We start from the raw sequence: 18,745 nt of genomic DNA on the forward strand, positions 1-18,745 counted from the left end.
CATCGAACCCGGAATCTCGAGATTCCGGGTCTGGTGCTTACGCACCATCCCGGAATGACGGGCTGACGCCCGTCAGTTCGCTTCGGCGCGCCTTGCCGGCTTTGCAGCGTTGCCCTTCGGCGCAACAGACGACGGCGGCGACGGCGCGACATCGCTTCTGGTTTCCGGCAGCGGCGCGTCGCCGGCGATCTCGGCGCTGACCGGGGCGACCTTCATTTCGCCGAGCCGCGCGCGGACCGCCGAAGTCAGTCCGGGATAGGAGGCAACCGGCGTGAAGTCGAACGACTGCTCGTTGCCGACACGGATGCCGGTATAGGCGACGAGGCCGTCGGTGGTCGCGATCACGTCGCCGGCACGCAGCGAGGCATCGAGCGCGAGGTCGACCGGCGCGAGCCCCGCCGGGTCGCGGCCGTTGCAGGTGCAGTCGGCGCGCAACGCCTTGCGATAGGCGAAGGCGTTCTCGCTGTCGGCGTAGCGTTCGCCAGCGGTCGATGCGGCGCTGTCGATATGGCTGCCGTAATAGACCTTGGTCGCGCTCGCCGGACAGAACGCCTGGCAAAGCTGCGCCGGCGTGGCGTTGCCGCGCATCGTCAGCGGAAAATATTTGCCGTCGCAGCTGCGCACGCAATACGCCGGTCCGGAACCGGCCACGCGCGGCGCGGAGATGGGGGCGGACGGCTGCCGTTCAGCCTGCTGGTTGAGGCCGAACGGGTCGGCGAAGAAATTGGCTTGCGGCGGCGCCTGCCGGCTCTGCTGCTTCTGGGAACCGCCGAAGAAGAAGTCGAACAGCCCTTCGGCCGACACAGGCGCGGGCACCACCAGGATGGAACCCGCAAAGGCCGCGGCGGCAAGCATCACGCGGCGCCGCATGCGCCGATCACTCAACTCTGTACGCAACGCCAACTCCACCCGACGCGCCACGCCGCGGCGACAAGCTGCCCCGGCGGCTTCACCTTAAGGCGTGATGGTAAACGAGCGATTGATTGAGCGTGACTGCGTCACAGGAAAGCGAATCTCGCTTACCTCGCCCCGCTTGCGGGGAGAGGCATAGGCCGCCTTCGGCGGCCGTCCTCAAGAACGCCGAAGCAAGGCTTCGGCTATGTCGCATCGTAAGATGCGATCCGGGTGAGGGGGTACAGGTCTCTCGACAATTGCAAGCGCGGAGAGAGGCCCCTCACCCCAACCCTCTCCCCGCATCCGCCTTCGCCCGAAGGCGGGCTTCGGCGGACAAGAGAACGGGGCGAGGGAGAAGAGAGCCGTCAGTCCTTCTTGAACTCGCCGGCCTTGTACAGCGCGCGGAATTGGAGCCCGGCTTCGGCGAACGTCTCGGTGGCGCCTTCCTCGCGGTCGACCATGGTGAAGACCAGGGCGATCTCGCCGCCGGCCTCGCGCACGGCTTCCACCGCCTTCAGCGCCGAGCCGCCTGTCGTGGTGACGTCCTCGACGATCACGATCCGCTTGCCCGCAAGGCTTTCGCCCTTGGCCAGCCCTTCGACGGACAGCTTCGCGCCGTGCTCCTTCGGCTTCTTGCGCACGAAGAACGCCGCGATCGGGTGGCCCTTCAGCCAGGACAGTTGCGCGATGGCGCCGGCGAGCGGCACCGCGCCCATCTCGAGCCCGCCGACGAAATCGAGCTTGTCGTCCTTCAGCGCTTCATAGGTGAGCTCGGCGAGCAGCGCCGCGCCCTCGGGATCGAGCATCGTCGGCTTCAGGTTGAAATAGAAGTCGCTCTTGCGGCCCGACGCCAGCGTGATCTCGCCGCGGCCGAACGAGCGCTTGCGGATGATCTCGGCGAGGCGGGCGCGGGAGGCTGATTTGGACAAAGACTTTTTCCCTTGAGGGTTTGAGGCGGGCGGCAATCTATCCACGCTTACCGGCACATTCCAGCGTGGAAATCGGGCCGTCAACAGTGCCCAAGCCGCGATTTCCGCGGGCGTGCTTTCCGGAAAGCGCGGTTGTGCGGCCGTTCCGTTCCCCGTAAGCAGGCGCCAAACACTCGGCCGAACACTTGCCCAAACACTTGCACGGGAAGCGGAAATGACCATCGAGCTGCACACCTGGAACACCCCCAACGGCCGCAAGATCTCGGTGGCGCTGGAGGAAATGGGGTTGCCCTACAAGGTGATCCCGGTGAACATCAGCAAGGGCGAGCAGATGGCGCCCGCTTTCCTCGCGATCAGTCCGAACAACAAGATCCCCGCGATCGTCGATCCGGATGGGCCGGGCGACAAGCCGGTCAGCATTTTCGAGTCCGGCGCGATCCTGCTCTATCTCGGCGAGAAGACCGGCAAGTTCCTGCCGAAGCCGCTGGCGGAGCGGATCCCGGTCTATGAGTGGCTGATGTGGCAGATGGGCGGCTTCGGCCCGATGCCGGGCCAGGTGCACCATTTCATCGCGCTGGAGAACGAGCAGGACCGCGCCTATGGCCTGAAGCGCTACATGGCCGAGACGCGGCGGCTCTACGGCGTGCTCGACCGCCGGCTTCAGGAGCGCGAATTCGTCGCCGGCGATCTCTCGGTCGCCGATTTCGCCATCCTCGGCTGGGCCTGGCGCCATCCGCGCCACAAGGTCGAGCTATCAGACTTCCCCAACGTCAAGCGCTGGTACGAGACGCTGATGGCCCGCCCGGCGACGAAGCGGGGAATGGAGGCAAAGCTGGATTGATCTTCTCCCTCGCCCCGCCCTTGCGGGGAGAGGGGTGGGGTGAGGGGCTATCTCCCCGATAACGGTGGGAATTGAATTTGCGGATGCGCCCCTCACCCGGCGCTACGCGCCGACCTCTCCCGCAAGAGCGGGGCGAGGTGAAGAAAGCTAGGCCCGCCGCGCTTCGAGCGCCATCTTCATCGCCAGCCCTGCGAGCACCGTGCCCATCAGCCAGCGCTGCACCAGGAGCCAGGTCGGGCGAGTGCCGAGAAACACCGCGATCGAACCGGCGGCGAGCGCGATCATCGCGTTGACGCTGACGCTGATCACGATCTGGATCGAGCCGAGCGCGAGCGACTGCGTCAGCACGCTGCCGCCGGTGGGATCGATGAACTGCGGCAGCAGCGCCAGATAAAGCATCGCGATCTTCGGGTTGAGCAGATTGGTGACGAAGCCCATCGCGAACAGCTTGCGCGGGCCGTCGACCTTCAGCGCCTTGACCTGGAACGGCGAGCGGCCGCCGGGCCTCACGGCCTGCCATGCCAGCCACAGCAAATAGCCCGCGCCGGCAAAGCGCAGCGCGTCATAGGCGTAGGGAATCGCAAACAGCAATGCGGTGATGCCGAACGCCGCGCACAGCATGTAGAACACGAAGCCGAGCGCCACGCCGCCGAGCGAGACGATGCCGGCCGCGGGCCCCTGCGTGATCGAGCGCGAGATCAGGTAGATCATGTTCGGCCCCGGCGTCAGCACCATGCCAAGGCAGATGAGCGCAAAGCCGAGCAAAGCGGATGTGTGGGGCATGACGGGTCTCGCGAGGGATGCGCACGCTTCTAGCGTGCCGTCCGCCGCGCGGCCATCGCGGAATTGCTCTCGGAGCAATGTGGCGGGGCGGTGGTGCGCTCCCTCGCCCCGCTCTCTTGTCCGCCGAAGCCCGCCTTCGGGCGAAGGCGGATGCGGGGTCGAGACGAGCGAAGCTCGCTCTGAGAGGGTTGGGGGTGAGGGGTTCTCTCAACGTGCAAGGACCGAGGTGAGACCTGTACCCCCTCATCCGGATCGCAAGAGCGATCCGACCTCTCCCCGCAAGCGGGGAGAGGCGAAGGAGCGGCTAATGCGCCTCGTCCCAATTGTTCGCGGCGCGGGCGTCGACCTGCAGCGGCAGCGACAGGATCACCGCCGGGAACGGCGCGTCCTGCATCACCTTCTGCACCACCGGCAGCGTCGCCGCGACCTCGTCGTCGGGCACCTCGAAGATCAGTTCGTCATGCACCTGCAAAAGCATCTGCGCCGAGAGTTTTTTCTCGGTGAGCGCGTCCTCGACGCGGATCATGGCGCGGCGGATGATGTCAGCCGCGGTGCCCTGCAGCCGCGCATTGATGGCGGCGCGTTCGTTGAAGGCGCGCACCGAGGCGTTGGACGCCTTGATGTCGGGGTAGTAGCACTTGCGCCCGAACAACGTCGTCACATAGCCGTTGCGGCGGCAGAAGTCCTTGGTCTCGTCCATATAGGCGCGGATGCCCGGGAAGCGCTCGAAGTATTTCTTGATGTAGGCCGAGGCCTCCTCGCGGGCGATGCCGAGCTGGTTGGCGAGGCCGAACGCCGAGATGCCGTAGATGATGCCGAAGTTGATCGCCTTGGCGCGGCGGCGCACCTCGCTCGGCATGTCCTTGATCGGCACGCCGAACATTTCGGATGCGGTCATGGCGTGAATGTCGAGCCCGTCGCGGAAGGCCTGGCGCAGCACCGGCACGTCGGCGATCTCGGCGAGCAGCCGCAACTCGATCTGGGAATAGTCGGCCGACACCAGCTTGTGGCCCGGCGTCGCGATGAACGCGCGGCGGATCTTGCGGCCGTCCTCGGTACGAACAGGGATGTTCTGCAGGTTCGGCTCGTTCGACGACAGCCGGCCCGTGGTGGTCGCGGCCAGCGCGTAGGTGGTGTGGACGCGATGGGTCTGCGGATTGACATAGGTCGGCAGCGCGTCGGTGTAGGTCGATTTCAGCTTCGAGACCTGGCGCCACTCCAGGATCTTCTTCGGGAATTCGTGGCCTTGCTCGGCGAGCTCGTCGAGCACCTGCGCGGTGGTCGACCACGCGCCGGTCTTGGTCTTGCTGCCGCCGGGCAATCCCATCTTGCCGAAGATGATGTCGCCGATCTGCTTCGGGCTGCCGACATTGACCGGCTCGCCGGCGATCTCCTGGATCTCGGCCTCGACGCGCGCAGCGGTCTGGGCGAAATCGCCCGACAGCCGCGACAGCACCTGGCGATCGATCGAGATGCCGCGCCGTTCCATCCGCGCCAGCACCGAGACCAGCGGCCGCTCCAGCGTCTCATACACCGTCGTCATCCGCTCGGCGACGAGACGCGGCTTCAGCACCCGCCACAGCCGCAGGATCACGTCGGCACTTTCGGCCGCATATTCGCTGGCCTTGTCGATCGTGACCTGATCGAAGGTCAGCTTGCCCTTGCCGCTGCCGACGAGGCCGCCGTAATTGACGACGGCGTGGCCGAACCAGCGCTCGGCGAGCGCCTCCAGCGCATGCGAGCCGCGGCCGGCATCGAGCGCGTAGCTCATGAGCTGCGCATCGTCGATGTTGCGCAGGGTGATTCCGTGCTGCGCCAGCATCACCGAGGTGAACTTGACGTCAAAGCCGACCTTCTGGATTCCAACGGACTCCAGCAGCGGCCTCAGCGCCGCCAGCGCCTCGGCGGTCTTGATCTGGCCCGGTGCGAGGCCGGCATCGAACAGGCCCGCGCCACCGCCGGCCTGCCGGTGGCCGAGCGGGACGTAACACGCAACGTTTGGCGCCAGCGCCAGCGCAAGGCCGGCGAGCTCGCCCTGCATCGGGTCGATCGATTCCGACATCGCCTCGATCGCGACATAACCGGTGTCGGGCACGCGGGCGATGAAGGCGTTGAGCTGATCGAGACTGCCGATCGCCTGATACGCCTTGCGGTCGAAGCCAATTTTCCGGATCGCCTCGCCACGGGCCTCGGCCAGCGTCGCCGGCGTGCCCTTGCGGCTCGAATTCTTGTCGTCGCGCGCGCCGGTCGGCTTGGCTTTCGGCAGCGGCGCCGCGGCCGATGCCGGAGCGTCTCCGGGCGCCGGCGTCACATCCGACGGCGGCAACGGCGAGAACACGCTCGCGCCGCTCTTGTTGCCGGGATCGGCATCGACATTGGCCGGGTCGATCTGCGCGTAGTCGGCGACGCGGCGGGTGAGGGTGGTGAACTCCATCGCCTTGAGGAAGGCGATCAGCCGGCGCGAGTCGGGCTCGTTCACGGCGAGGTCGTCGAGCGGCACTTCGAGGTCGACCTTGTCGTCAAGCAGCACCAGCTGGCGCGAGATGCGCGCCTTCTCGGCGTTCTCGAGCAGCGCCTCGCGCCGCTTCGGCTGCTTGATTTCGCCGGCGCGGAACAGCAGCTGATCGAGATCGCCATATTCGATGATCAGCTGCGCGGCGGTCTTGATGCCGATGCCGGGCACGCCGGGCACGTTGTCGGTGGAATCGCCGGCCAGCGCCTGCACCTCGACCACCTTCTCCGGCGGCACGCCGAACTTCTCGATCACCTCGTCGCGGCCGATGCGGCGATCCTTCATCGTGTCGTACATCACGACCTTGTCGTTGACGAGCTGCATCAGATCCTTGTCCGATGACACGATCGTCGTGGTCGCGCCGCGCTCGCTGGCGAGCCGCGCATAGGTCGCGATCAGATCGTCGGCCTCGAAGCCGACCTGCTCGAGGCAGGGCAGTTCGAAGGCGCGCACCGCCTCGCGGATCAGCGCGAATTGCGGGATCAGATCGTCGGGCGCCGGCGGCCGGTGCGCCTTGTAGTCGGGATAGAGCTTGTTGCGGAACGTGATCTCCGACTTGTCGAACACGATCGCCAGATGCGTCGGCCGGTTGTCCTCGGGCATGTCGCGGAGCAGCTTCCACAGCATGTTGCAGAAGCCGAGCACGGCGTTGACCTGCAGCCCGTCGGATTTGCGGTTCAGCGGCGGCAGCGCGTGGTAGGCGCGGAAGATGTAGGACGAGCCGTCGATCAGGAAGACATGGTCGCCCTTCGCCGTGGCCTTGGCGGCAACGGGCTTGGGGGCGGTCTTCGATGCGGGCTTGGCGGGGGCTTTGGAGGCTGTTTTCGGCATGGCCGAAACTTAGGGATTTTTGCGCGGATTGACAGCCTTTGCTGTGTGGATTCTGGGTGTGTCGCACAGCCAAATCGATAAATTCGAGGATGATGCAGGGCGTAGTCCCGTCATCCTGAGGTGCGAGCGCAGCGAGCCTCGAAGGATCGACGGCCACCAGCCGGGGCCGTGCATCCTTCGAGACTCCGCTGCGCGGCTCCTCCAGCGACAAAGGCGAAGCCTTTGCGCGGGGATGACGGGGACGGCACCGGAATGACTACGCCTTGTCGCCGGTCGGCGAGAACAGGTAGCCGCCGCCGCGGATGGTGCGGATCACGGACGGCTTGGTCGGGTCGAATTCGATCTTGCGGCGGATGCGCATGATGCGCAGGTCGACGGCGCGGTCGAAGGCCTCCGCGTCGCGCGCATTGGCGAGTTCCAGCAGCCGCTCGCGCGACAGCACCCGCTTCGGGTTGGCCGCGAACACCTTCAGCAGGCCGAATTCGGAGGCCGTCAGCGGATGCTCGTTGCCCTCGTCGTCGCGTAGCGCCTGGGCCTCGAGATCGAGCCATTTGGTGCCGAACCGAACCAGCTGCTCCTTTTCGGCCTTCGCGTTCGCCGGTTCCGGCGCCGCCGCTTTCGCCGGCCCGCTCCGCCGCAGCACCGAGCGGATGCGTGCCATCAGCTCGCGCAATTCGCAGGGCTTGGCCACGTAGTCGTCGGCGCCGAGCTCCAGCCCGACCACCCGGTCGATCGGGCTGGCAGTAGCTGTCAGCATGATGACGGGGACGTTGATCTTGCTCTTGAGGTCGCGAATGATCGACAGCCCGTCCTCCTCGGGCATGTTGAGGTCCAGCACCACGAGATCGGGCGTGCAGCCCTCGATCTCCTTGCGCAGGCTCTTGCCGCCGTCGCACAGCGTCACGCCGAAGCCGTGCATCTTGAGGTAATCGCCGACCATTTCGCGGGCCGGCGCCTCATCGTCCACGATGAAGATATGCGGGTTCTGGCTCATGATGTCTCTGTTGCCGGCAGTGTAACCGTAAAGGTCGACCCCTGTCCGGGGCCCGGGCTCTGCGCGGTCACATGGCCGCCATGCATGTCGATGATGCGCTTGACGATGGAAAGGCCGAGCCCGGTCGAGCTTTCGCCCGCGGTCGGCTTGGCCGACAGCCGCTGGAACCGGCCGAACAGCCGGCCGAGATCCTCGGGGCTGAGGCCGGGTCCCTGGTCGGCGATCCGGATCACGGTGTCGTCGCCCTCATGGCTGACTGTGACCGTGATCTTGCCGCCGATCGGCGAGTACTTGATGGCGTTGCTGACGAGGTTGTCGATCGCCTCGCGGATCCGGTCGGCGTCGCACATCGTGACGAATTGCTGCGGCCCCGAGACCGAGATGCTCTGCTGCTTGTTGACCGCCGAGGGCAGATTGGCCTCGGTGACCTCGTTGACGAGGGCCGCGACGTCGACCGGCTCGCGGCGGATGGTGATGTCGAACGCATCGGCCATCGCGTCCGAGATCAGATGGTCGACCATCGAGGTCAGCCGCTTGGTCGCGTCCCTGATGTGCTCGACCTGCGACGTGACGTTTTCCTTCGGCGAGCCGGCGCCGATCAGTTCGGTCAGCATCTCGGTGCGTCCGAGGATCACGCCGAGTGGGTTCTTCAGATCGTGAGCGACGGTGCCGAGGATTTCGTTCTTGAAGCCGTTGGCGCGCTGCAGCCGCAGCCATTGCGCCGAGAGCCGCCGGTTGGCCTGCATCAGCGCGCGGGTGCGCTGCGCGACGCGGTCCTCGAGCTGGGTGTTGGCCTCGTGCAGCTGCTGGTAGAGGATCACATTGTCGAACGCGATCGACAGCCGGCTCGAGAATATCTCGACCAGCGCACGGTCGGTGTCGGAGAGCTGGCGCTCGGCCTGCAGCAGCACCACGACCTCGCGGCCGCTGCCGGTGCGCGAATAGAGCACGCTGCGGTGGTCGGCGAACTCGTTCTTGCGGCGCTGGAATGCTTCCTCCACCATGTGCCGCAGGTCCGGATCGAGCGCCTTCGACGAGGTGGTGCCGATGAAGCGGCTGTAGCAGCCCGAGCAGGCCAGCACCGAGAAATCGGCCGCCGCCGAATTGCCGTCGTCGCGCAGCACCAGAATGCCGGCGCAGTCGACGTTGAGCAGCGAGGCGAGCTGGGTCAGCACGCCCTCGGCCAGCCGCTGCATCGATTTGAAATCGTACAGCGTCGAGGCCGCGTCGATGATGATCTCGAGCCCGCGCCGCGTCTGCACCATGCGCTCGAGCTGCTGGTAGCTGCGCAGCGCGGCGGTCAGCGACGTGAACAGCTTGTCGGCGGTGAGCTCGGTCTTCGCCTTGTAGTCGTTGATGTCGTATTGCACGATGACGCGCCGCTCCGGCGCCTGGCCGGGCTGGCCGGTGCGCAGGATGATGCGCACGGTCTCGTTCTTGATCTCGTTGCGGATGAACTCGACGAGCTCGAGGCCGGCGACGTCGGTCTCCATGATGACGTCGAGCAGCACGGCCGCGATGTCGGGGTTGTCCCGCATCAGCGTGCGGCCTTCGGCCGCAGAGTAGGCCGAGAGGATCTCCAGCGTCGAACCGTTCAGGTTGTAATCGCTCAGCGCGAAACGGGTGCCTTCATGGACGGCGTGATCGTCGTCGATGACGGCGATCTTCCATTTGCGGGCCGACGAGTCCTCCGGGGGGCTCTCGGTATCGTCGATCAGTTGGAGGACATCGTCCTGTTCGGCCATTGACTGGTTCCGTCGGCTGCTGCGTCAGCGATCGTGGGCTCGCCCTTGGCAGCCCCCTTGGCGATCCTGGGCATGATAATGCGAAAAGTGGTGCCTTGTCCTACCCTTGACTCCAGCATCATGCGTCCACCGAGCTGCTGGGTGACGAGGTTATAGACGATGTGGAGGCCAAGGCCCGTACCACCTTCGTTGCGGCGCGTCGTAAAGAACGGGTCGAACGCCTGCCGCTGCACGTCCGGCGTCATGCCCGCCCCGTCGTCTGCGAAGATGATCTCCACATCGTCGGCGCCGCGCCCGCGCGCCGAGATGGTGATGGTGCCGGAGCGGCCATCGGCAAAGGCATGATTGACGGCGTTGAGGAAAAGATTGGTTAAGATCTGCCCATAGGCGCCGGGATAGCCGTCGATCAAGAGCCCCTCGGGCACATCGACCGACAGCGCGATCGCGGCCTTCTTCAGCACCGGCCGCAGGCTCGCCACGATCTGGTCGGTGGATTCGCTCAAGGCAAACTGGCGGCGCTCGGCATGCGATCGGTCGACGGCGACCTGCTTGAACGACTGGATCAGCTCGCCGGCGCGCGTCAGGTTCGAGACCAGTTGCTGCGATGCGTCACGCGAGGCGCGGACGAACTCGTCGAGCCTGGAGCGGCGCAGCGGCTCGGTCTTCAAATCGTTCTCGAACATCTCGCTGCGGCGGGCAAAGCTCGAGGCCACCGTCAGGCTGATGCCGATCGGGTTGTTGACCTCGTGGGCGACGCCGGCAACGAGGCCGCCGAGCGCGGCGAGACGTTCGGCATCGATCAGGTTCTGCTGCGCGGTGTTGAGCTCGAGCAGCGCGCTTTCGGCCTCCTCCTTGGCGGTGCGCAGCTCGTCCTCGGTCTTGCGCTTGGCGATCGCGTTTTCACGGAACACTTCGACCGCGCGCGCCATGGCGCCGACCTCGTCCTTGGCCGACGTGCCCTGCACCGGCCGGTCGAGGTCCCCCGAGGTGATGGTGCGCATCGCGGCCATGATCTGCGCCAGCGGCAGCCGGATCGACAGCGCGATCATGACGCCGGCCGACATGATGACGCCGAGGAAGATCACGGCAATCGACAGCACCCGGCGCGAGATCGAGGTCAGCGTCTTGTCGAACGTCTCCTGCGCCTTCTGCTCGCGCTGGCGCATCTTCACCGAGAGATCGTCGATCGCGCCGATCGCATCCGCCTGGCTGGCGTCGATCGAGTTGCGCAGCAGATCGGTGCGGTTGGTGAGCTGCTCGCTGAGCTTGCCGAGCCCGTCGCGCAGCTCGGCGGTCTTGACCTTGAGCCGCGCCAGCGCCATGCGCTGCAGATCGTTCTCGGCCAGATCGGTCATGACCGGAATCGTCCGCTCGATCGTATCGATGTTGCGGCGGGCTTCCTCGGCCGACGAGGAGGCAAGCGAGAGGTAGTAGGCGTTGGCGGCGACCAGCAGCGAGGTGAACGCCTCGCGCGACTTGCCGAGCGCGGGCCAGATCAGTGCATCGCGATGGCCGGTCGCGCCCTCGATGATCGAATAGAGCCCGGCCATGTCCTTGGTCGGCGACAGCACCTGCTCGTCATAGGTCTTGGCGATCCTGGTCTGCACGGTGCGCAGTTCGCCGAAGCCGTCGAGGAAACGGCTGGTGACGCGCTCCAGCTGCTCGACCGAGCCTGACAGCATCGGGTCGGTCGAGGCCCGGTTGGTCAGCGTGCCGAGCACGGCCTCGCGGAGCAGCAGGATTTCAGCGAACAGGTCCGGGCTCGGCTGATTGATGTAGCGATGGATCAGGTTCTGCAGACGGCTGGTCTCGCTTTCGAGCTTGGCCAGGATCTTGTCGGATTCCCGCACCTGGCGGACATCCTCCCAGGCCGAGCCGAGCACCTTCGAGCCGTTCCAGATCAGCACCGCCAGCACGATCACGACCGCGGAGTTGAGCAGGGCGATCGAAAGGATGCGCCAGCGGATCGGGACCGCACGCAGCAACTGGACGATGCGGAAACGGCCCTGCGGCCCGAAGGCCGCCCGCCGTCGCTTCGTCCCGTCCTGCTCTGGTGCGTCCAAGATCCGGTTACTCCATGTTGCGGATGCGTTCGATCAGCGCTGATATCGCAGGATCGCGCTCGGCCCTGGCGTAGATGCCGGCCATCGCGGCTTCGAACGGCTTGCGGTCGATGTCGGTCACGATCTTGACGCCGGCCAGCTCCGCCTGCTGGCGCGAGCGCTCCTCGAGGTCGCGCCATCTCTCGCGCATGTAGGCGCTGGAGCGTTGCGCGGCCTCGCGGAAGATCGCCTGCTCCTCCGCCGAGAGGCTGGCCCAGGCCTTTTGCGACATCAGCAGCACGTCCGGACTGAAAGTGTGCCGGGTCAGCGTGTAGTAGCCGGCATATTTGTAGTGGCCGGTGGTGACGAAGGACGCCCAGTTGTTCTCGGCGCCGTCGATCAGCCCGGTGGCGAATCCGGTCAGCACCTGGCCGTAGGGCATCTGGACCGGCTGGGCGCCGAGCGCGCGCACCATGTCCGACATCCGTTCGGATTGCTGCACGCGCACCCGCAGTCCCTTGAGGTCGTCGAGCGAACGCACCGGGCGCACGCTGTTATAGATCGAGCGGGCGCCGGAATCGTAGAAGGCCAGCCCGACGAAGCCGTGATCCCCGAGACTGTTCAGGATCTCGCTGCCGATCGGTCCATCCAGCACGGTTTGCAGGTGTTCGGGCGATCGAAACAGGAACGGCATTGCGAGCACGTTGACCGACGGCACCATTGTCCCGATCAGCGCGACATTGGTCCGGTTCAAATCGATGGCGCCGGCCCGCGTCTGCTCCAGCGTCTCCTTCTCCTCACCCAGCTGGCGGGAATGGAAGACCACGATGCGGTGCCGGCCGGCGGTGCGTTCGGCGATCAGACGGTCCATGTAATTCAGCGCCTGGACGGTCGGATAGTCCTCATTCTGGGTATCGGCGGTCCGGAATTCGCGCGCAAAAACGCTCGCCGGGACCGCTGCCCATGACAGCGCGACGGCAAGCATCGTTATCCGCGAAAGGCCGGCGCGGCGGTACACAGGCTACTATTCCCCTTGTGAATTGTGTCCAGGGCGGGAAGAAAAGGTTCAACGCATTTTTAGCAGAATGGCGCTGGTTCGCCATCGGCCAAACGTTAAATCCGCGGTGCAACCTGCGGTGTAGGTTGAATCTGCGGTTGTGGCGCCTTATGAGGGCGTGGTGGCATCCGGGAACGGCTCGTCGTGAAGTTCGCTTTGAAGCTCGCCTTGAAGCTTTTGTACCTCGTCGTCGCGGCTCTTCTGCTTGTGTCGCCGGCGCGGGCGGCCACCGAGATCATGTGGTGGCACGCGATGTCGGGCGAGCTCGGCAAGCAGCTCGAGAAGCTTGCCGCCGATTTCAACGCCTCGCAATCCGACTACCGGATCGTGCCCGCCTACAAGGGCAACTATACCGAGACCGTCACCGCGGCGATCTTCGCCTTCCGATCGCGCAGCCAGCCGGCGATCGTTCAGGTCAACGAGATCGCGACCGCAACCATGATGGCGGCCCGCGGCGCGATCTATCCGGTGTTCGAGCTGATGCGCGATCAGTCCGAGGCATTCGCGCCGTCGGCCTATCTGCCCGCGGTGGCCGGCTACTATGCCGATGTCGACGGCAACATGCTGTCGTTCCCCTTCAATGCCTCGACGCCGATCCTCTACTACAACAAGGATATGTTCCGGTCCGCCGGGCTCGATCCGAGTGTGCCGCCCAGGACCTGGCCGGAGCTCGGCGTCGTGGCCAAGCGGCTGCGCGCGGCGGGCGCGATGTGCGGCGTGACCACGTCGTGGCCGTCCTGGATCAATGTCGAGAACTTCTCCGCCTTCCAGAATCTGCCGATCGCGACCAAGGCCAACGGGTTTTCCGGGCTGGACGCCCAGCTGATCTTCAACAATCCGCTGGTGGTGCGCCACATCGCGCAGCTCGCGCAGTGGCAGGCCGACAAGACCTTCGACTATAGCGGCCGCGGACAGGCGGCCGAGCCGCGCTTCCAGAAAGGGGAGTGCGGCATCTTCATCGGCTCGTCGGGCACGCGCGCCGACATCAAGGCCAATTCCAAATTCGAGGTCGGCTACGGCATGATGCCGTACGAACCCGACGTGCAGGGCGCGCCGCAGAACTCGATCATCGGCGGCGCGACGCTGTGGGTGCTGCGCGACCGGCCGCGCGCCGAATACGCCGGCGTGGCGAAGTTCTTCGCCTATCTGTCGCGGCCGGAGGTGCAGGCCACCTGGCACCAGAACACGGGCTACCTGCCGATCACCCGCGCCGCATTCGATCTGACCCGCGCGCAGGGTTTCTACGATCGCAATCCCGGCGCCTCGATCTCGATCGAGGAGGTGACGCTGAAGCCGCCGACCGACCATTCGAAGGGCATCCGCCTCGGCTCGTTCGTCCTGATCCGCGACGTGATCGAGGAGGAGCTCGAGCAGGTGTTTGCCGGCAAGCGATCGGCGCAGGCCGCGATGGACAACGCCGTCGAGCGCGGCAACCGCCTCTTGCGCCAGTTCGAGCGCGCCAATCCGGATAGGTGATGAGGTTATGCGTTGCCTTAACCTCCCCTTGAAGAGGGGAGGTCGCTTTGCTCGCCAGAGCAAAGCGGGCGGGGATCTTCTCTCACCACTTGCAGCGTCGCTTGCAGCTGACCCCCATCCCGACCTTCCCCCTTTCAGGGGGAAGGAGAAGACGGCTGTGTAGCCCGGATGAAGCGAAGCGAAATCCGGGGCCGGTCTTTCAGGCGGCACAGAATCCCGGATTACGCTTCGCTTCATCCGGGCTTCTGTAACGGGCCTTGGTTAGTCAATCCCTTTTCGCGTCATCCACTCGCCGGGCACTTGCTTCTGTACGGGATCGGCGCGAAGGCCGTCGCCTGATGGGGTGCATTGAGGAGCCGGCCGGCCAATCTACGGATTGCGTGGTCGTGAGCCACTTCCCGGATGGCGGCCTGACCGGATCCATCGTCCCAGCGGAGGGACTTCGCTCGGGGAGAGCCTGGTGTCGTGGCCCGCCCGGAACCGATTGCTGCTCCTGGCTAGATGGCCTTGGTCATCGGGTTGAACGGTTTGGTGTCGGCGAGCATGCGATGCAGGATCACGGCGAGCTTGCGAGCCAGCGCTACCTTGGCCTTGCGCATGCCTGCGCGCCGGGCGATCCGCATCGCCCAGCTCTTCAATGCCGAGCAATTCTTGACCGGCTTGGTCAGCATGACGTGAGCTGCCTGGTAGAGTGCCTCGCGCACGGAGGCATCCCCGATCTTGCTGATGCGGCCGGTGTAGTCGGTCTCACCGGACTGGTACTTCTTCGGGGTGAGCCCAAAGTGGGCTCCCGTGGCCTTCGAGGAGCGGAAGCGCTTCGGGTCGTCGATCGCCGCGGCATAGGTGAGCGCCACGATCGGACCAACGGACGGCGTTGTCATCAGGAGCTTGGCGGATGGATGCGTCCTGGCGAGCTTCTGGGTGTGCTTGTCCAGGCTCTTGAACTCCCGCAGCAGCACCGCATGGGCTTGGAGCAGCGCCGCCGCGACCAACTCCAGTCCGGGATGGCCGGTCACGAGCTCGCGGATGCGTCCGGCGAACGTGCGCTCGGTGGTCGCACCGACCTTCAGGCCAAAACCGCGAAGTATGCCGCGCAGGCTGTTCTCGACATCGCGAAGCTTGGATTGCAGCAGCTTGCGCGCCGTCAGGATGGCGCGGGTCTCCTGCGCCGCGACCGACTTGCAGTGCACCGGCCGGAACCAGCCGAGCCGCATCAACTGCGCGATCCGGCGGGCATCGTTGCGGTCCGTCTTCACCGGCATCGACTTGAAGGCTTCGCGAACGTGCCGCGTTTCCAGCAGCTCGACCGCAAGCCCTGCGTCTCGCAGACCCGCATACAGCCATTGCGACAAGGGGCCTGCCTCCAGCCCGATCCGTTCCAGTACCAGACCCAGCGACCGGAACCAGGCGATCAGCGCCGCCGGCTCGCTCGCAACCTTCGTCTCGCGCAAAATCTTGCCTGTCCCATCGACAAGGCAAACGCTCGAGCATTCCAAAGACACGTCAATTCCTGCATAGTGGTACATGGTCGTCCCTTAATGATGCTTGGAGCGGGCTTGCCCGACTCCGTTGAACACCATCAGTTTGAGGGACGACCGCCTTCCAACCAACAGGCCGCTCGCGAGCGCGCTTCCAAATTGCGCCGTAGCGAGCGGGCGGCCGGCCCGTTACCCCATCTACGAAATAGCTTCCCGTCATTGCGAGGAGCGAAGCGACGAAGCAATCCATTCGCTGTACAAGCGGTGCCATGGATTGCTTCATCCGGCGGCGCTTCGCGCCGACCGGGTGGCTCGCAATGACGGTCCGAGAGATGATCGCTTCCCTTCCACTCCTCACCAACTACGACAGCTACCGCGCCTGGCGCAGCGACACGTCGCGCTGGTTGCCGGTCGCGCGCGATATTGCTGATGGCCACGGGCTGTCGTGCGTCGCGCCGCATGTGTTCTCGACCGGCACCAATCTGGTTGTCGGGCTGGACGATAACCTGATCCTCAAACTCTTCCCGCCGTTTCTGCGCCCGCAATTCGTGTCCGAGCGCGGCGCGCTTGCCGGGTTGCGCGGACGGCTCGGCATTCCGATTCCCGACCTTGTCGCGGAGGGCGAACGCGACGGCTGGCCGTATCTCGTCATCACTCGCCTGTCCGGCACCGTCGGCTCGGAGGTCTGGCCATCGCTGTCGGAAGCCGAGCGCGAGCGCGTGCTCGCCGAGATCGGGGCCGTGATTGCCGAGGTGCAGCGCGTGCCGCCCGGCAGCCTGCGCGCTATCGAGCCGCGCTGGGAGGCCTTCATGCGCGGGCAGATCGCGCAGTGCCGGGCGCGCCATGAGCGGCTCGGCCTGCCCAAAAAATTCCTCACCTCGCTCGACGATCTCCTGCGTGACGCCGCTGAGTTGATCCCAATGAACGCGCCGCCGGTGATCCTGACCGGCGAATACATCCCGGAGAACTTTCTGCTCGGACGCCGGGCCGACGGCTGGCACGTCGCCGGCCTGTTCGACTTCGGCGACGTCCGGGCCGGATGGGGCGAGTACGACCTGCTCGGTCCCAGCGCCTTCATGGCCGCCGGGCATCCGCGCCGGGTGCGCAGCCTGTTCGACGGCTTCGGCATCTCGCGCAGCGATGTGACGTTCACGCTGAAGCGGCGGCTGATGGCGCTCTTGATGCTGCACTCTGCCAGCGATCCGCTCCGGCACATCTGCATCGACGGCTGGCCGGACCGGGTCGACGACTTCGTGCAATTGCAGGAGCTGATTTGGCCGGATTAGCGCGCTTCAGCGCGCGGCCTCTATTGCCGGCCACAAAGCAAGCAGAAGCCGCTTCATGCTCATTTTTTGAGCATATAGCCTGGCTTTGTATGCAATTGGCGATCTAAGATTTTGCCCGACCGGGATACCGGCCGACGTTTTACCTCGCTCCGGCAAGGCATTAGCAGTACATAAGATTTCGTTAAGGGTTGGCACAATCCTTGCGATCTGAGTTCCAAGGCCGTTTCCCAAGGCGTTGGAGCATCACATGAAGCGTCGCGATTTCCTCAAATCGGTGTCCGGGCTGGCTGCGGGGGCGCTGGCGCCGACCGCGCCCGCGATCTGGTCGCCGGCCAAGGCCGACGCGCGCTCCGAGACGCTGCTCATCGTCTCCGAAGGCGGACCCAACAATCTCGATATCCACGGCGTCGGCACCAACGTGCCGGGCTACGAGGTGTCGTGGAATTGCTACGACCGCCTGATCAGCCACGAGATGAAGAGCGGTCCGGGCGGCGTGCCCTATTACGACCGCGACAAGTTCAAGCCTGAGCTCGCCGAGGACATCAACATCGGCGACATGTCGGTCACCTTCAAGCTGCGCAAGAACGCCAAATTCCATGACGGCACGCCTGTCACGGCGAAGGACGTCAAATGGTCGCTCGACCGTGCCGTCTCTGTCGGCGGCTTTCCGACCTTCCAGATGAGCGCGGGCTCGCTGACCAAGCCCGAGCAGTTCGTGATCGTCGATGACACCACGGTGCGCGTCGACTTCCTCAGGAAGGACAAGCTGACGATCCCCGACCTCGCTGTGATCGTGCCCTGCGTCGTCAACTCCGAACTCGTGAAGAAGAACGCCAGCGAGAAGGATCCGTGGGGCCTCGAATTCACCAAGCAGCAGACCGCGGGCTCCGGCGCCTACAAGGTGACCAAATGGACCGCCGGCACCGAAGTCGTCATGGAACGCAACGACGAGTGGGTCTGCGGTCCGCTGCCGAAGATCAAGCGCGTGATCTGGCGCATGGTGCCGCAGGCCGGCAACCGCCGAGCGCTGCTCGAGCGCGGCGATGCCGACATCTCCTATGAGCTGCCGTTCAAGGACTTCCAGGAGATGAAGGCGAGCGGCAAGCTCAACGTGGTCTCGCTGCCGTTCTCCAACGGCATCCAGTATATCGGCATGAACGTGACCAAGCCGCCGTTCGACAATCCCAAGGTACGGCAGGCGATGGCCTACGCGATGCCGTATCAGAAGATCATGGATGCGGTGCTGTTCGGTCTCGCCAACCCGATGTTCGGCGCGGCCAAGGACAGGCCGACCGAGGTCGCCTGGCCGCAGCCGACCAAATATTACACCGACATGGAGAAGGCCAAGGCGCTGCTCACTGAAGCCGGCTACGCCAACGGATTCGAGACCACGATCTCGTTCGACCTGAATTTCGCAGGGGTCAACGAGCCGCTCTGCGTGCTGGTGCAGGAGAGCCTGGCGCAGCTCGGCATCAAGACCACCATCAACAAGGTGCCCGGCGCCAATTGGCGCACCGAGCTCACCAAGAAGGAAATGCCGCTGTTCACCAACGTGTTCTCGGGCTGGCTCGATTACCCCGAGTACTTCTTCTACTGGTGCTACCACGGCAACAATTCGATCTTCAACACGATGAGCTACAAATCGCCCGAGATGGACAAGCTCATCGACGGCGCACGCATTGCCGCCGCGAATGGTGACACCGCGGCCTACGACGCCGACGTCAAGGGTTTCGTCGATCTCGCCTTCGCCGACATCCCGCGCATCCCGCTCTATCAGCCCTTCGTCAACGTCGCGATGCAGAAGAACGTGACGGGCTACCAATACTGGTTCCACCGCCGCCTCGATTATCGCGCGATGGCGAAGGGGTGAGGCGCTC

The 18,745-nt window shown here is 65.3% G+C and carries 13 protein-coding genes; 4 read left to right on the forward strand and 9 right to left on the reverse strand.

Annotation, left to right across the window (positions count from 1 at the left end; translation table 11 throughout):
• Positions 1-72: 72 nt before the first annotated feature.
• Positions 73-870, reverse strand: coding sequence for a DUF2865 domain-containing protein (locus J2R76_RS31035; RefSeq protein ID WP_076831105.1), 798 nt, complete (start codon positions 868-870; stop codon positions 73-75).
• A gap of 389 nt (positions 871-1,259) precedes the next feature.
• Positions 1,260-1,823: an orotate phosphoribosyltransferase gene (gene pyrE, locus J2R76_RS31040; protein ID WP_076831103.1), complete on the reverse strand. Its 564-nt coding sequence runs from the start codon at positions 1,821-1,823 to the stop codon at positions 1,260-1,262.
• 214 nt (positions 1,824-2,037) lie between these two features.
• On the opposite strand from pyrE, the gene J2R76_RS31045 reads away from it, so the two are divergent.
• Positions 2,038-2,664 carry a glutathione S-transferase family protein gene (locus J2R76_RS31045; protein ID WP_076831100.1) on the forward strand — a complete coding sequence of 209 codons (627 nt, stop codon included), beginning with the start codon at positions 2,038-2,040 and terminating at the stop codon, positions 2,662-2,664.
• 147 nt (positions 2,665-2,811) lie between these two features.
• Here J2R76_RS31045 and J2R76_RS31050 read toward each other — a convergent pair whose 3' ends face one another.
• From J2R76_RS31050 to J2R76_RS31075, 6 genes are all read right to left on the reverse strand, one after another.
• Positions 2,812-3,447, reverse strand: a complete 636-nt coding sequence (locus J2R76_RS31050) for a LysE family translocator (RefSeq protein WP_076831097.1) — start codon at positions 3,445-3,447, stop codon at positions 2,812-2,814.
• A gap of 304 nt (positions 3,448-3,751) precedes the next feature.
• Entirely contained in the window at positions 3,752-6,790 is a 3,039-nt protein-coding gene (polA, locus tag J2R76_RS31055) for a DNA polymerase I (RefSeq protein WP_076831067.1), read from the reverse strand.
• Between the two features lie 256 nt (positions 6,791-7,046).
• Positions 7,047-7,784 carry a response regulator gene (locus J2R76_RS31060; RefSeq protein ID WP_076831064.1) on the reverse strand — a complete coding sequence of 246 codons (738 nt, stop codon included), beginning with the start codon at positions 7,782-7,784 and terminating at the stop codon, positions 7,047-7,049.
• Entirely contained in the window at positions 7,781-9,529 is a 1,749-nt protein-coding gene (locus tag J2R76_RS31065; RefSeq protein WP_057019490.1) for a DUF3369 domain-containing protein, read from the reverse strand. The genes J2R76_RS31060 and J2R76_RS31065 overlap by 4 nt, the downstream gene beginning before the upstream one ends.
• Entirely contained in the window at positions 9,499-11,496 is a 1,998-nt protein-coding gene (locus J2R76_RS31070; RefSeq protein WP_168859052.1) for a HAMP domain-containing sensor histidine kinase, read from the reverse strand. The genes J2R76_RS31065 and J2R76_RS31070 overlap by 31 nt, the downstream gene beginning before the upstream one ends.
• A gap of 103 nt (positions 11,497-11,599) precedes the next feature.
• The gene (locus J2R76_RS31075) at positions 11,600-12,556 is read right to left on the reverse strand and encodes a TRAP transporter substrate-binding protein (protein ID WP_076831094.1); all 957 of its coding nucleotides are present in this window, start codon (positions 12,554-12,556) and stop codon (positions 11,600-11,602) included.
• A 228-nt stretch (positions 12,557-12,784) separates the two neighbouring features.
• On the opposite strand from J2R76_RS31075, the gene ugpB reads away from it, so the two are divergent.
• Positions 12,785-14,104, forward strand: a complete 1,320-nt coding sequence (gene ugpB, locus J2R76_RS31080) for a sn-glycerol-3-phosphate ABC transporter substrate-binding protein UgpB (RefSeq protein WP_083715136.1) — start codon at positions 12,785-12,787, stop codon at positions 14,102-14,104.
• A 497-nt stretch (positions 14,105-14,601) separates the two neighbouring features.
• On the opposite strand, the gene J2R76_RS31085 is transcribed toward ugpB, so the two are convergent.
• Positions 14,602-15,630, reverse strand: a complete 1,029-nt coding sequence (locus J2R76_RS31085; RefSeq protein ID WP_057016162.1) for an IS110 family transposase — start codon at positions 15,628-15,630, stop codon at positions 14,602-14,604.
• A 269-nt stretch (positions 15,631-15,899) separates the two neighbouring features.
• Between J2R76_RS31085 and J2R76_RS31090 the strand changes: the two genes are divergently transcribed.
• Together J2R76_RS31090 and J2R76_RS31095 are read left to right on the forward strand one after the other, a co-directional pair.
• Positions 15,900-16,868, forward strand: a complete 969-nt coding sequence (locus tag J2R76_RS31090) for a phosphotransferase (protein WP_244558913.1) — start codon at positions 15,900-15,902, stop codon at positions 16,866-16,868.
• Between the two features lie 247 nt (positions 16,869-17,115).
• Positions 17,116-18,738: an ABC transporter substrate-binding protein gene (locus tag J2R76_RS31095; protein WP_057019531.1), complete on the forward strand. Its 1,623-nt coding sequence runs from the start codon at positions 17,116-17,118 to the stop codon at positions 18,736-18,738.
• The last annotated feature ends 7 nt before the right edge of the window (positions 18,739-18,745 follow it).

Origin of the sequence: Bradyrhizobium sp. USDA 4532, from assembly GCF_024171315.1 — a bacterium.
Taxonomy (GTDB): domain Bacteria; phylum Pseudomonadota; class Alphaproteobacteria; order Rhizobiales; family Xanthobacteraceae; genus Bradyrhizobium; species Bradyrhizobium australafricanum.